Raw genomic sequence first — 13,843 nt, forward strand, 5'->3', positions numbered from 1 at the left:
GGAGGGGCCGGTCCGCACGGACCGGCCCCTCCTCCCCATGCGCTCACCGGGTCAGCCGGTGACCTCCACCGCCGCCAGGTTCTTCTTGCCCCGGCGCAGCACCAGCCAGCGCCCGTGCAGCAGGTCCTCGCGGGCCGGGACGGCGTCCTCGGACGGCACCTTCGCGTTGTTCACGTAGGCACCGCCCTCCTTGACCGTGCGGCGCGCGGCCGACTTGCTCGCCACCAGGCCGACCTCGGCGAGCAGGTCCACGACCGGGCCCAGCTCGGCGACCTCGACGCGCGGCAGCTCGGAGAGCGCCGCGGCCAGCGTCGCCGCGTCCAGGTCACCGAGGTCGCCCTGGCCGAAGAGGGCCTTCGACGCGGCGATCACGGCGGCGCACTGGTCGGCGCCGTGCACCAGGGTCGTCAGCTCCTCGGCCAGCGCGCGCTGGGCCGCGCGCGCCTGCGGGCGCTCCTCGGTCTGCCGCTCGAGCTCCTCCAGTTCCTCGCGGGACTTGAAGGACAGGATGCGCAGGTAGCGGGAGATGTCCCGGTCGTCCACGTTCAGCCAGAACTGGTAGAACGCGTACGGCGTCGTCATCTCCGGGTCGAGCCAGACGGCGCCGCCCTCGGTCTTGCCGAACTTGGTGCCGTCCGCCTTCGTCATCAGCGGCGTGGCGATGGCGTGCACCGTCGCCTCCGGCGCCAGGCGGTGGATCAGGTCGATGCCCGCCGTGAGATTGCCCCACTGGTCGGAGCCGCCGGTCTGGAGCACACAGCCGTGGCGCCGGTACAGCTCCAGGAAGTCCATGCCCTGGAGCAGCTGGTAGCTGAATTCGGTGTAGCTGATGCCCTCCTGCGACTCCAGGCGGCGGGCCACGGACTCCTTGGTGAGCATCTTGTTCACGCGGAAGTGCTTGCCGATGTCCCGCAGGAACTCGATCGCGGACATGCCCGCGGTCCAGTCCAGGTTGTTCACCATCAGCGCGGCGTTCTCGCCCTCGAAGGACAGGAAGGGCTCGATCTGCGCCCGCAGCCGGCTCACCCAGCCTGCGACCGTCTCCGGGTCGTTCAGGGTGCGCTCGGCCGTCGGGCGCGGGTCGCCGATCTGGCCCGTGGCGCCGCCCACCAGGGCCAGCGGGCGGTGGCCCGCGAGCTGGAGGCGGCGCACGGTCAGGACCTGCACCAGATGCCCGACGTGCAGGCTGGCCGCGGTCGGGTCGAAGCCGCAATAGAACGTGACGGGACCGTCCGCGAGCGCCTTGCGCAGTGCCTCTTCGTCGGTGGACTGGGAGAACAGTCCCCGCCACTTCAGCTCGTCGACGATGTCCGTCACAGGTCTCTTGTCTCCTCGGGAGTGATCAGTACGTGCACCTCAAGGGTGCGGTCTACGAGGTTATACGCCCTGGCTGACCGAACTCATATTGAAATCCGGGACCCGCAGCGCGGGCATGGCCGCCCGGGTGAAGTAGTCGCCCCACTCGCGCGGCAGCGTCTTCTCCGTCCGGCCCGCCTCGGCGGCCCGCGACAGCAGGTCCACGGGCGACTCGTTGAACCGGAAGTTGTTCACCTCGCCCACCACCTCGCCGTTCTCCACCAGGTACACGCCGTCCCTGGTCAGGCCCGTGAGCAGCAGTGTCGCCGGGTCGACCTCGCGGATGTACCACAGGCAGGTCAGCAGCAGGCCGCGCTCGGTGGCCGCCACCATCTCGTCCAGGGAGCGGTCCGAGCCGCCCTCCAGGATGAGGTTGTCGATCGCCGGGGCCACCGGCAGGCCGGTCAGGGCGGCGCTGTGCCGGGTGGTGATCAGGTGCCGCAGCTCACCGTCGCGCACCCAGTCGGTGGGGGTGAGCGGCAGGCCGTTGTCGAAGGCCGACGCGTCGTCGCCCGAGGCGTGCGCGAGCACGAAGGGCGCCGCCTCCAGGCCCGGCTCGTGCGGGTCGCTGCGCAGCGTCAGGGGCAGCGGGGCGAGCCGCTCGCCGACGCGGGTGCCGCCGCCCGGCTTGGAGAACACCGTGCGGCCCTCCGCCGCGTCCCGGGCCGCCGACGACCACAGCTGGTAGATCAGCAGGTCGGCGACCGCCGTGGGCGGAAGCAGCGTCTCGTACCGCCCCGCGGGCAGCTCCACGCGCCGCCGCGCCCAGGCCAGGCGCTGGGCCAGCTCCTCGTCGAGCGCCGCCGGGTCGACGTCCTTGAAGTCGCGCGTGGCCCGGCCCGCCCAGGCCGACCGGGTGCGGTCCGGGGACTTCGCGTTCAGCTCCAGGGTGCCGCTCGGCTGGTCGTGGCGCAGCCGCAGGCCCGTCGACGTGCCCAGGTAGCTGGAGGTCAGCTCGTGGTTGGCGAAGCCGTACAGCTCGCGGCCGCCCGCCCGGGCGCGGGCGAAGGCCTCGCCGAGGGCGGGCGCGAAGTCCGCGAAGACGGCCGAGGACGTCTCGGTGGGCCCGTCCGTGAAGTCCGGAGCCGCCGGGGCGCCGGTCACCAGGGGCTGCGCGTCCTCGGCGGGCCCGGCCGCGCGCGCCGCGGCTTCGGCGGCCCGCACCAGCGGCTCCAGGTCGTCCCCGGTCACGGCCGCGCGCGAGACGACGCCGGACGCGGTGCCCTTGGCCCCGTCGACCGTGGCGATGACGGTGAGGGTGCGGCCCCGGGTGACGCCGTTGGTCGTCAGGGCGTTGCCCGCCCAGCGCAGGTTCGCCGTCGACTCCTCGTCGGCGATCACCACGCAGCCGTCGGCCGTCGACAGCTCCAGGGCCCGCTCGACGATCTCGTGCGGCTTGCTCGTACGAGGGCTCATCGCCCGGCCTCCTGCGTGGTGTTGAGACGGTGCTTTCCCGGGGGATAACCCCCGGACCCCCAGCCGATTCCGTGGGTGCCGCAGTTGATCATCGCCCGGCCTCCTGCGTGGTGTTGAGGATGTTGACGCCCTGGAAGAGGGCGGAGGGGCAGCCGTGGGAGACGGCGGCGACCTGGCCCGGCTGGGCCTTGCCGCAGTTGAAGGCGCCGCCGAGGACGTACGTCTGCGGGCCGCCGACGGCCGTCATCGAGCCCCAGAAGTCGGTGGTGGTCGCCTGGTAGGCGACGTCGCGCAGCTGCCCGGCGAGCCGCCCGTTCTCGATCCGGTAGAAGCGCTGGCCGGTGAACTGGAAGTTGTACCGCTGCATGTCGATGGACCACGACCGGTCGCCGACCACGTAGATGCCGCGCTCCACGCCGCTGATCAGGCCGTCCGTGGACAGGCCCGCCGGATCCGGCTGGAGCGAGACGTTCGCCATGCGCTGGACCGGCACGTGGGCGGGGGAGTCGGCGTACGCGCAGCCGTTGGAGCGCTCGAAGCCGGTGAGCCTGGCGATGCGCCGGTCCAGCTGGTAGCCGACGAGCGTGCCGTCCTTGACCAGGTCCCAGGACTGCGCGGCCACGCCCTCGTCGTCGTACCCGATGGTCGCGAGGCCGTGCTCGGCCGTCCGGTCGCCCGTGACGTTCATCAGTGACGAGCCGTACGCGAGCTTGCCGAGCTGGTCGAAGGTGGCGAAGGAGGTGCCCGCGTACGCCGCCTCGTAGCCGAGGGCGCGGTCCAGCTCTGTGGCGTGGCCGATGGACTCGTGGATCGTCAGCCACAGATTGGAGGGGTCGACCACCAGGTCGTACAGGCCGGGCTCGACGCTCGGGGCGCGCATCTTCTCGGCCAGCTGCTCGGGGAGCCGCGCCAGCTCGCCGTCCCAGTCCCAGCCCGTGCCGGTCAGGTACTCCCAGCCGCGGCCGACCGGCGGCGCGATGGTCCGCATGGAGTCGAACTCCCCGGTCGACTCGTCCACGGCGTGCGCCGTCAGCTGCGGGTGCAGCCGCACGCGCTGCTGCGTGGTGACCGTGCCCGCCGTGTCCGCGTAGAACTTGTTCTCGTGGACGGTGAGCAGCGAGGCGTCCACGTGCGCGACGCCGTCGGCGGCCAGCAGCCGCGCGCTCCAGTCCGCGAGCAGCCCCGTCTTCTCCTCGTCCGGCACCGAGAACGGGTCGATCGCGTAGGAGGAGACCCAGGTGCGGTCGGCGTGCACCGGCTCGTCCGCGAGCTCCACCCGTTCGTCGGACCCGGCCGCCTTGATGACCTGGGCCGACAGCTTGGCCATCGCCACGGCCTGGGACGCGACGCGTGCCGCCGCGTCCATGGTCAGGTCCACGCCCGAGGCGAAGCCCCAGGTGCCGCCGTGCACCACCCGCACCGCGTACCCCAGGTCCGTGGTGTCGGAGGACGCGGCGGGCTTGGCGTCCCGCAGCCGCCAGGCGGCGCTGCGCACCCGCTCCAGGCGGAAGTCCGCGTGCTCGGCGCCGAGGGCACGCGCGCGGGCGAGCGCCGCGTCGGCCAGCGCCCGCAGCGGCAGCGCCGTGAAGGCTTCGTCGATGGAATGAGGCACGGAACGTCTCCCTGCTGTCATCTGCGGTCGGCTCCGGTCCGCCGCCGTCTGCTCCGGTCCACGGCCACCCCCGGGCACCGGTCAGGTCCGATCATCGCGTGCGAACCGGTCGCTCGGCCATACCTTTCTGTAGGGATCCAACAGCGAGTCATCTGCGCCACTGTCGGACGCCGATTCTCCGGATCTCGCGCCGGACCGATAGGTTTCCGGGAGACCACACAGTCAAGAAGAAGGGTGATCCCTTGAGCCGCTCGGTTCTCGTCACCGGAGGAAACCGGGGCATCGGCCTCGCCATCGCGCGCGCGTTCGCCGACGCCGGGGACAAGGTGGCGATCACCTACCGCTCGGGTGAGCCGCCCCAGGACCTCGCCGCCGTCGGTGTCCTCGCCGTCAAGTGCGACATCACCGACGCCGAACAGGTGGAGCAGGCCTACAAGGAGATCGAGGAGAAGCACGGCCCGGTCGAGGTCCTCGTCGCGAACGCGGGCATCACCAAGGACCAGCTTCTGATGCGCATGTCCGAGGACGACTTCACGTCCGTCCTCGACACCAACCTCACCGGCACCTTCCGCGTCGTGAAGCGGGCCAACCGCGGCATGCTGCGCGCCAAGAAGGGCCGCGTCGTCCTCATCTCCTCCGTCGTCGGGCTGCTCGGCTCGGCGGGCCAGGCGAACTACGCCGCCTCGAAGGCGGGCCTGGTCGGCTTCGCGCGCTCGCTCGCCCGCGAGCTGGGGTCGCGCAACATCACCTTCAACGTCGTCGCGCCCGGTTTTGTCGACACCGACATGACCCAGGCGCTCACGGACGAGCAGCGCGCGGGCATCGTGGCGCAGGTGCCGCTCGGCCGTTACGCGCAGCCCGAGGAGATCGCCGCCACGGTGCGGTTCCTCACCTCGGACGACGCCTCGTACATCACTGGAGCCGTCATCCCCGTTGACGGCGGATTGGGCATGGGTCACTGATCACCATGAGCGGAATTCTCGACGGCAAGCGGATCCTGATCACGGGTGTGCTGATGGAGTCCTCCATCGCCTTCCACGCTGCCAAGGTCGCGCAGGAGCAGGGCGCCGAGGTCATCCTGACCGCCTTCCCGCGGCCCACGCTCACCGAGCGCATCGCCAAGAAGCTGCCCAAGCCCGCCAAGGTCATCGAGCTCGACGTCACCAACGAGGAGCACCTCGCCCGCCTGGAGGGCGTGGTCCGCGAGGAGCTCGGCGGCCTCGACGGCGTCGTCCACTCCATCGGCTTCGCCCCGCAGGACGCGCTCGGCGGCAACTTCCTGAACACGCCGTTCGAGTCGGTGGCCACGGCCATGCACGTCTCGGCGTTCTCGCTGAAGTCGCTGACGATGGCCCTGCTGCCGCTGATGCCGGAGGAGGAGGGCGGCGCGGTCGTCGGCCTGACCTTCGACGCACAGTTCGCCTGGCCGCAGTACGACTGGATGGGCCCGGCCAAGGCCGCCCTGGAGGCCACCAACCGCTACCTGGCGCGCGACCTGGGCCCGCGGAACATCCGCTGCAACCTGGTCTCCGCCGGCCCCATCGGCTCCATGGCCGCCAAGTCCATCCCGGGCTTCGGCGAGCTCGCCAAGGTCTGGGACAGCCGCTCCCCGCTCCAGTGGGACATGGCCGACCCCGAGCCCGCGGGCCGCGGCATCGTCGCGCTGCTCTCGGACTTCTTCCCGAAGACCACGGGCGAGATCATCCACGTCGACGGCGGCGTGCACATGATGGGTGCCTGACCCTCTGACGCGTCGACGCCCCGTTCCCGCAGCGCGCGGGGGCGGGGCGTCGCCCGTTCGGCCCCGCTGGCCGGGCGGCGCCGGGGCCGGGCCGCGCACCCTGGAGTGTGCGCTGGTCACCCGGTGCGGCGCTCGCCGCGCTCGCCCTCCTGATCACCCTGCCGTACGACGCCGTGTCCCACGCGGCGTCCCAGGCGGCCGGGCAGCGCGCGCGGGGGCACCAGGAGCGGCCCGCGAGCGCGGCCCCCGACCCGCGTCCGGCCCCGGCCGACCGGCCCTTCGGCGCGGAGTGCCGCAGCAACGTCGTCGGCTCCCACGTCGTCGCGTACTGCCACAACCCGTACCCCGACACCGACCGCCTGCGGCTGCACATCGAGTGCGACCGGTGGTGGGACATCGACAGCGACAGCCGTCCGGTCGCGGCCGGGCCCGCCATGACGGTGCGGCTCGCGGGCCGCTGCTGGAAAGAGGTCCGCTCGGTGTGGATCAGCCACCAGCGCTGACCCCGGCGGCGCTCAGCCGCTGAGCCGCTCCGGGTGGCACAGATAGGGGTAGCTGGCCGCCTCGGCGGCCGCCGCGTCCGCGTCCCGCGCGCGGATCGCCTCGACGAGACGGCCGTGGTCCATGTACGCCGCCGGCGTCAGCTCCTGGCCGATGTCCTCGCGCAGCCAGTCCCGCAGCACCTCGCCCAGGTCCGCGTACAGGGCGGTCAGGACGTCGTTGTGGGACGCGGCGACCACCGCCATGTGCAGGGTCGCGTCGGCCGTCACGAACGCTTCGGCGTCGCCCGACGCCCACGCCTCCTCGCGGCGCGCGAGCAGGGTGTCCAGCTGCTTCAGGTCCCGCTCGGTGCGGCGCTCGGCGGCGAGCTTCGCGGCGCTCGACTCCAGCGTGGCGCGCAGCTCCGCGATGTGCCGCGGGTCGGCGTCGGCGAACCTGCGCTGCATCACGCCCGCCAGCTCGCTGGTCGCGACCACGTAGGTGCCCGAGCCCTGCCGGATGTCGAGCAGGCCGTTGTGGGCGAGGGCGCGCACGGCCTCGCGGACCGTGTTCCTGGCCACGCCCAGCTGCTCGACCAGCTCGGGCTCGGTGGGGATGCGGGAGCCGACCGGCCACTCGCCCGACGAGATCTGATTGCGCAGGGCGGCGATGACCTGCTCGGACAGCGCGGAGCGGCGCGGGGTGGTCAGCGGCATGTGCTTCCTTCGGCGAGGTCGGCGGTGATGTCGTCGGGCACGGGGGGCTTACTGCGCGGGTGGGCCCGGCGGACCCGGTCAGCCTGGCGGCCCGGTGCGCCCGGCGCGGATTGGACAGGTAATCATCCCATGATTCTATGATGGCTCTCATGGTCAGTGAGGAAGCGGATACGACACGCGGGACGATGACACCACCGGGCCCGGCCGGAGCGGCCGTGCGGCAGGCGGCCGCCGCGGAGGGGCCGGCGGGTGCGCACGGCGGCGGACCGGCGCGCGGCGCCGCGGACGCGCCGGTCGAACCGGGCGGAACGACCGCCCCGCGCACGTGGGCGACGCGCCTGATCGTCGTCGGCATCGTCCTCGCCGCCCTCAACCTCCGGCCCGCCATCACCAGCCTCGGCGCGCTCCTCGAGGAGGTCCGGGACGGGCTCGGCATGAGCGGCACCCTCGCGGGGCTGCTCACCTCCGTGCCGCCGCTGTGCTTCGCCCTGTTCGGCAGCCAGGCCCCGCGCCTGGCCCGGCGCTTCGGCCCCGGCGCCGTGGTGTGCGCGGGCATGGCCGCGATAGCCACCGGCCTGCTGATCCGCCCCTTCATCGGCGGCACCGCGGGCTTCCTGGCCGCCACCGCGTTCGCCCTCATGGGCATCGCCGTGAGCAACGTCTTGATGCCGGTCATCGTCAAGCGCTGGTTCCCCGACCGCGTCGGCTCGATGACCGGCCTGTACTCGATGGCCCTCGCGCTCGGTACCTCCCTGGCCGCCGCCGTCACCGTGCCCCTGACCGACGCGCTCGGCGGCAGCTGGCGCACCGGGCTCGGCGTCTGGGCGGTGCTCGCGGTCGTCGCCGTCGTGCCGTGGCTGCCGCTGGTGCGCGAGCGCGGCACCGGTGCGGCCGCCGCCGAGCGGGTCCCGGCCGCCGTCCGGCGCGAGGACGACGCGCTGAGGATCACCCACAGCCGCACGGCCTGGGCCCTCGCCTGCTTCTTCGGGCTCCAGGCCACCGCCGCCTACATCACCATGGGCTGGCTGCCGCAGATCTTCCGGGACGCGGGCGTGCCCGCGAGCGAGGCCGGGGTGCTGCTCGCCGTCACGATGGCCATGGGCGTGCCGCTCGCCTTCGTGATCCCGCGCGTGGCGACCCGGCTGCCCCACCAGGGCCCCGTCGTGGTCGTCCTCGGCACCTGCGGCCTCGCCGGATACGCGGGCCTGTACCTCGCCCCCGCGGGCGGTGCCTGGGCGTGGGCGCTGTTGTGCGGCATCTCCAACTGCGCCTTCCCGCTCGCGCTCACCATGGTCGGCATGCGCGCCAGGAGCAGCGCGGGCGTGGCCAAGCTCTCCGCCTTCGCGCAGAGCACCGGCTATCTGATCTCGATTCCGGGCCCGCTCCTGGTGGGCGTGCTCTACCAGCACAGCGGGGGCTGGGGCCTGCCGCTCGCGCTCATGGCGGGCCTGATGGTGCCGCAGATCGCGGTCGGCTTCCTGGCGGGCCGCGACCGCACGATCGAGGACGAGGTGGCGGCGAAGGCCGCGGCCTGACCCGGCGGCCCGCCCGCCACCGGGGGCGGGCCGCCGCGGGCCGAGGGCGGGCGTCGGCGACCCCGGCCCGGGCCCGCGCACCCCGACGGCGGGCCCCCGGGCCCGGGATGGGAGACTTGCGGCATGCCAGTGCTCGACCCGAACCCCCAGAACGGCCAGAAGAAGCTCCTCATCGTGCTCGGCGCGATGCTGGCCATCACCGTCATCATCGGGATCATCGCGTCCGTCGCCTCGCCCTGAGGCCCCGCCGGACCATCGGCGAACCAGCCCTCCACCGCGGGATGGTGGTGCTAGCCCCACCATCCCCTAGGGGGCCAGTGTCAGGGTTATCTGGGTGGATCACCGGATGGGCCGAGGGCCCGGGACTCCGTACCTTCGAGATGTGGCCGCGACAACGCGGCACGGAGCACTCGAAGGTCCTTGGAGGCGGCATGTCGGCCCGTGCGCACACCCGACGCGACCCGGCACAGCGGGCGGAGCCGGCCGCGGTCGAGATCCAGCTCCCGTGGTGGGCCATCGCCCTGCCCGCGATCGCCTTCGCCGCCCTGCTCCTGCTGATACTGAACCCGGTGGACGCCCACGCGGCCGGCGGCGAGCCCGTCGTCACCCACCTCTTCGAGCGCGTCAGGGAGCTTCTCGCCTCCCTCCAGTAAGGCGTTCGTGCCTGGTCGCGGGCGCCCTGACCACCCCAGGAGACACCCGGTGAACGCCCCGTCACCCCTGGCGGGAGAGCCCGCCAACTCCCTGCGCCCGATGGCGTGTTTCATGCGAAGCTGGGACGCATGAGCGTCGCAGATCCCCGCAGGATTGTCCTTTTCCGGCATGCGAAGGCCGACTGGCCCCAGGTGTCCGACCACGAGCGTCCGCTCGCCGAGCGCGGCCGCAAGGACGCCCCCGTGGCCGGCCGCAAACTCGCCGACACCGGAATCGTCTTCGACCTGGCCCTGTGCTCGACCGCCGCCAGGACCCGCGAGACCTGGAAGCTCGCCGTCCAGGAACTCCCGCAGCGTCCCCGGACGGTGTACGAGGACCGGGTCTATGAAGCCTCCCCGGGCGAGCTGATCGCCGTGCTCAACGAGACCCCGGACGACGTGCGCGACCTGATCCTCATCGGCCACAACCCCGGCGTCCACGGCCTCGCCGACGTCCTCGCCGCAGAGGCCGAGGGCGACGCCCAGGTGCGGATGAACCGCCGCGGCTTCCCCACATCGGCCTTCGCCGTCCTCACGTACACCGGCTCGTGGAAGGGCTTGGAGCCCGGCACGGCGACGCTGGTGGACTACTGGGCGCCGTCCGCCTAGCGGCACGGCAGGACCCACCGACCCATGCGAAGGGCCCGGCACCCCAGGGGTGCCGGGCCCGACCCGTACGCAGAGCGGCGGCCTACTCGTGGTCCAGGTGCATGTCCGCGGCCTCGACCTCTTCGCGGGTGACGCCGAGCAGATACAGGACGGTGTCGAGGAACGGCACGTTGACGGCCGTGTGGGCGGCCTCGCGGACCATCGGCTTGGCGTTGAACGCGACGCCGAGACCGGCGGCGTTCAGCATGTCGAGGTCGTTCGCGCCGTCGCCGATCGCGACGGTCTGCTCCAGCGGGACGCCCGCCTCGTCGGCGAAGCGGCGCAGCAGCCGGGCCTTGCCCGCGCGGTCCACGACCTCGCCCGTCACCTTGCCGGTGAGCCTGCCGTCGACGATCTCCAAGGTGTTGGCGTGGGCGAAGTCCAGGCCGAGACGTTCCTTCAGATCATCCGTGACCTGGGTGAAGCCGCCGGAGACCACGCCGACCTGGTAGCCGAGGCGCTTGAGGGTGCGGATGAGCGTCCGCGCGCCGGGGGTGAGCCGCACCTCCGAGCGGACCTTGTCGACCACCGAGGCGTCGAGCCCTTCGAGGAGGGCGACGCGCGCGTGCAGCGACTGCTCGAAGTCCAGCTCGCCGCGCATCGCGGCCGTCGTCACCTCCGCGACCTCCTGCTCGCAGCCCGCGTGCGCGGCGAAGAGCTCGATCACCTCGTCCTGGATCAGCGTCGAGTCGACGTCCATCACGACCAGGCGCTGCGCGCGGCGGTGCAGCCCCGCGGCGACGACCGCGACGTCGACGCCGAGCGCCGCGGCCTCCAGCGCGAGCGCCGTGCGCAGGGGCTCGGTCTCCGTGCCGGACACCGCGAACTCCACTGCCGTGACCGGGTACTTGGCGAGCCGGAAGATGCGGTCGATGTTCCCGCCGGTCCCCGTGATGCTCGCCGCGATCGCGGCGGTCGACTCGGCGGTGAGCGGGTGGCCGAGGACGGTCACGTGCGAGCGGCCGAGGCCGCGCGGACGGTTGTCGCCCCGACCCGAGATGATCTCGGCCTGGAGGCTCACGGAGTCCGCCCACGAGTGGACGGTGGCCCGCAGATCCCCTTCGAGGCCGTGCGGCGGCGCGGTGACCAGCGCGCACAGCACTATCCGGCCCCGGGTGACGACCTGCTCGATGTCGACGACGTCCACGGAGTACGCCGCGAGCGTGTCGAAGAGGCCGGCGGTGATGCCGGGGCGGTCCTTGCCGAAGATCTTGACGAGCAGCGTGGGGAGATCAGCGTTGGCGCCCGCCGGCGAGGGGGTGCCGGGCGGCGCGGTGGCGCCCGAGGGCGCGGGGGGCGTGGAGGCACTCATGGTGATCCCCACGGTAGCTGGCGGCGCGGGCCGGGTGACGGGGGCGTCCGGCTGCCGGACACCCCCTTGCCCCCTTGTTCATCCCGCGGCCCCGCCGTGCTCGCCCGGTTCCCGTCTTCCTGTCACTCCCCGGCTCGGCGAGAGCGCTGTCGCCGTCGCGCGGACTCCCCCTGGCGGCTGGGAGGGCGCCACCGCTGCCGCGGCGACTGCTCTCCCAGCCGCCCACCCGAATCGCTCCGGCCTTGCGGGGGCGGGCCCCGACGCGGAGCGCTGCGGGTGGTGTCCTCCGGCGCCCGGCGCTACCGCCCTGGTGGACGTCAGGGCCTCCGCCTCGGTGGCGGCGGTGGCGGCGGGGGAGGAGGAGGCGGTCCAGGCCACTGCCGTGCCCCCCGCCGCCCCCGCTTCGCCTCGTCCGGCGGTGGCACAGGTGTGGCCACGGTAGGCACCCCGCTGCCCGGCGGCGGTGGCACGGGGCTCGCGGCGGTCGGGGTCCCGCTGCCCGAAGGCGGCCCGCCCGCGCCAGGGCCGGGGCCCCCGTCCTGTACCCGCAGGTACGGATTGGTCTCCGCCCGCGGGGGCCGGTACGGGGTGCTCTGCTGGTATGGCCCCGGAACCTGCGGCGGCGACGCCTCCGCGGAGGCCCGGGCCAGCGGCGCCACCCGGCCCCCCGCCGCCCCGGTGGCCCGCGCGAGCAGAGCCCCGGCCGCCCCGGCCCCCGCGCCCCACGCCGCGCCGAGGGCCGCGGCGAGCGCCAGGTTCCCGTGCAGTTCGAGCCCGGCCCCGAACGCGTCGAAGCCGAGGACGGAGAGGGAGGCGTCCGCGGACACCCCGGTCAGCCACGCCATCAGCGGCAGGGCCACCGCCGTGACCGCCCCGAGCGTCAGGGCACAGCGCGCGACGAATCCGGCGGTGCCCCCCGAGGAGCCCCCGGCGGAAGCCCCCGAGGCCCCCGAGGCCCCTGAGGCCTCCCGCGCCAGCGGACTGCGTACCGCCGTGAGCACCCCCGCGAACAGCATCATCACCGCGGTCGCGACCCCGAGCAGCCACACCCGGCCGTCGAGTTCGGCGAGCCGCCCCAGCGTCAGGGGCTTGTCGGAGCCGCTCAGCAGGTCGTCCACCGGGTCCGGCAGGAACCGCGTCAGGGCGCCCGAGGCCTCGCCGTCGTAGGGGACGAAGAGGCCGACGGGCAGGCCGAGGAAGACGCCGTTGGGGGTGCCGAGGAGCGCGCCGCCCATCACCCGCTTGGGGTGGTCGTCACCGATCGCCGCGTACGCGGCCGCGGCGAGCCCCGCGACGACGGCCATCAGGACGACCGCGACGAGGGCGGACGCCGCGGGCCGCAGCAGCCGGTGGACGACGTCGAAGCCGGGCGGCAGCGGTGTCCGGCGCGACGCGAGCAGCGCGATGAGCAGCACCACGACCGACCAGATCGCGCCACCGAGCAAGGTGGCTCCGGTGTCGACGGTGAAGCCGACCGCGGCCTTCGCCTCGACGAGGTCGCGCAGCCGGTCGGGCAGGAGCCCGCCGATGTCACCGATGCCGCCGATGTCCTTGAGGCCGTCGGGAATCCTGTCGCCGATGCCGCCGGGAAGGTCACCGAGCCCTTTGTCGATTCCCTTGTCAATTCCTTTGTCGATGCCCAGCTGTTCGCCGTTGATCGTGATGATGTCGTGACCGGCCCAGGCGAGTCCGCCGAGCATCCCGACGAAGAGCGCGATCACCGCACCGGCGCGCGCGGCGAGTTCGGCGGGTGAGATCACAACTCCCGCGCCGCGCAGGGAACGTAAAAAGAAGTAGGAGAGGAGGACCGCCCCGGCAAGCCCCACGCCCAAGGGCGCGACGTCAATGGCCGTGGTCGCCTCGGCACCCTTGAGGCCGAAGGCCGACACATCACCGGATGGGGTGATGGAGCCCCCGACGCCCAGGGCGATCGCCGCCGCCGTCATCGGCCCGAGCGACCCCGCGGCGTCCGCGCCGAGCAGGTGCAGACCAAGGGCCGCCGTGCCCGCCATGCCGATCAACGCCCAGCTGACCGCCGCGACCGCGGAGAGCAGGACGTCCCCCCAGGGCACGCTCCGCCGCCCGCCCTCGTACCCGCCGCTCACCATCAGACCCCCCGAGCTCGCCGCGCGTCGCCCTCGGCCCGCGGACACACGACAGGGGCGACATCGACGACATGGGTGACATGGTCGATATGTGCGGCATGCTCGTGATCCGTACTCGCTGAGAGCCCTTACCACTTTCCGAGGCGATATCTGCCCCGTCAACGGGGCAGTCATAGTGGCCCGTACGCAGTCTTCACAAGGCCCGACTTTCGGTCAGAGGCCTCCGCCTG

The 13,843-nt window shown here is 73.1% G+C and carries 13 protein-coding genes; 7 read left to right on the top strand and 6 right to left on the bottom strand.

Features of this window, described 5'->3' with window-relative positions:
• Nucleotides 1-51 precede the first annotated feature (51 nt).
• The 3 genes from tyrS to AC5WAM_RS32020 form a co-directional block, all read right to left on the bottom strand.
• Nucleotides 52-1,317 carry a tyrosine--tRNA ligase gene (gene tyrS / locus AC5WAM_RS32010; protein ID WP_366795888.1) on the bottom strand — a complete coding sequence of 422 codons (1,266 nt, stop codon included), beginning with the start codon at nucleotides 1,315-1,317 and terminating at the stop codon, nucleotides 52-54.
• A gap of 60 nt (nucleotides 1,318-1,377) precedes the next feature.
• Nucleotides 1,378-2,772: a metallopeptidase TldD-related protein gene (locus tag AC5WAM_RS32015; protein ID WP_495519665.1), complete on the bottom strand. Its 1,395-nt coding sequence runs from the start codon at nucleotides 2,770-2,772 to the stop codon at nucleotides 1,378-1,380.
• Nucleotides 2,773-2,860: 88 nt separating this feature from the next.
• A complete protein-coding gene (locus AC5WAM_RS32020; RefSeq protein WP_495519666.1) occupies nucleotides 2,861-4,384 on the bottom strand; it encodes a TldD/PmbA family protein in 1,524 nt (507 codons plus the stop codon).
• 242 nt (nucleotides 4,385-4,626) lie between these two features.
• Here AC5WAM_RS32020 and fabG point away from each other — a divergent pair, with 242 nt between their 5' ends.
• The 3 genes from fabG to AC5WAM_RS32035 all read left to right on the top strand — a co-directional run bounded on the left by fabG (nucleotide 4,627) and on the right by AC5WAM_RS32035 (nucleotide 6,628).
• Nucleotides 4,627-5,346: a 3-oxoacyl-[acyl-carrier-protein] reductase gene (gene fabG, locus AC5WAM_RS32025; RefSeq protein ID WP_366795885.1), complete on the top strand. Its 720-nt coding sequence runs from the start codon at nucleotides 4,627-4,629 to the stop codon at nucleotides 5,344-5,346.
• A gap of 5 nt (nucleotides 5,347-5,351) precedes the next feature.
• On the top strand, nucleotides 5,352-6,125 hold the full coding sequence (gene fabI, locus AC5WAM_RS32030; protein ID WP_366795884.1) for an enoyl-ACP reductase FabI: 774 nt from the start codon (nucleotides 5,352-5,354) through the stop codon (nucleotides 6,123-6,125).
• A gap of 107 nt (nucleotides 6,126-6,232) precedes the next feature.
• The gene (locus tag AC5WAM_RS32035; protein WP_366795883.1) at nucleotides 6,233-6,628 is read left to right on the top strand and encodes a hypothetical protein; all 396 of its coding nucleotides are present in this window, start codon (nucleotides 6,233-6,235) and stop codon (nucleotides 6,626-6,628) included.
• A gap of 12 nt (nucleotides 6,629-6,640) precedes the next feature.
• Here the strand turns inward: AC5WAM_RS32035 and AC5WAM_RS32040 are convergent, their stop codons facing one another.
• Nucleotides 6,641-7,321, bottom strand: a complete 681-nt coding sequence (locus AC5WAM_RS32040; RefSeq protein ID WP_495519667.1) for a FadR/GntR family transcriptional regulator — start codon at nucleotides 7,319-7,321, stop codon at nucleotides 6,641-6,643.
• A 149-nt stretch (nucleotides 7,322-7,470) separates the two neighbouring features.
• Between AC5WAM_RS32040 and AC5WAM_RS32045 the strand changes: the two genes are divergently transcribed.
• From AC5WAM_RS32045 to AC5WAM_RS32060, 4 genes are all read left to right on the top strand, one after another.
• Complete coding sequence (locus AC5WAM_RS32045) at nucleotides 7,471-8,856, top strand: CynX/NimT family MFS transporter (protein ID WP_495519668.1); 1,386 nt, start codon at nucleotides 7,471-7,473, stop codon at nucleotides 8,854-8,856.
• Nucleotides 8,857-8,979: 123 nt separating this feature from the next.
• Entirely contained in the window at nucleotides 8,980-9,096 is a 117-nt protein-coding gene (locus AC5WAM_RS32050) for an SGM_5486 family transporter-associated protein (RefSeq protein WP_107065829.1), read from the top strand.
• A gap of 191 nt (nucleotides 9,097-9,287) precedes the next feature.
• Complete coding sequence (locus AC5WAM_RS32055; protein ID WP_366795880.1) at nucleotides 9,288-9,509, top strand: hypothetical protein; 222 nt, start codon at nucleotides 9,288-9,290, stop codon at nucleotides 9,507-9,509.
• A 129-nt stretch (nucleotides 9,510-9,638) separates the two neighbouring features.
• The gene (locus tag AC5WAM_RS32060; RefSeq protein WP_366795879.1) at nucleotides 9,639-10,157 is read left to right on the top strand and encodes a SixA phosphatase family protein; all 519 of its coding nucleotides are present in this window, start codon (nucleotides 9,639-9,641) and stop codon (nucleotides 10,155-10,157) included.
• Between the two features lie 82 nt (nucleotides 10,158-10,239).
• On the opposite strand, the gene serB is transcribed toward AC5WAM_RS32060, so the two are convergent.
• Together serB and AC5WAM_RS32070 are read right to left on the bottom strand one after the other, a co-directional pair.
• Nucleotides 10,240-11,508, bottom strand: coding sequence for a phosphoserine phosphatase SerB (serB, locus tag AC5WAM_RS32065; protein WP_366795878.1), 1,269 nt, complete (start codon nucleotides 11,506-11,508; stop codon nucleotides 10,240-10,242).
• Nucleotides 11,509-11,825: 317 nt separating this feature from the next.
• The gene (locus AC5WAM_RS32070; protein ID WP_495519669.1) at nucleotides 11,826-13,616 is read right to left on the bottom strand and encodes a streptophobe family protein; all 1,791 of its coding nucleotides are present in this window, start codon (nucleotides 13,614-13,616) and stop codon (nucleotides 11,826-11,828) included.
• Between the last annotated feature and the right edge of the window lie 227 nt (nucleotides 13,617-13,843).

The sequence above is a fragment of the Streptomyces sp. JLYT201 genome (genome assembly GCF_059448825.1).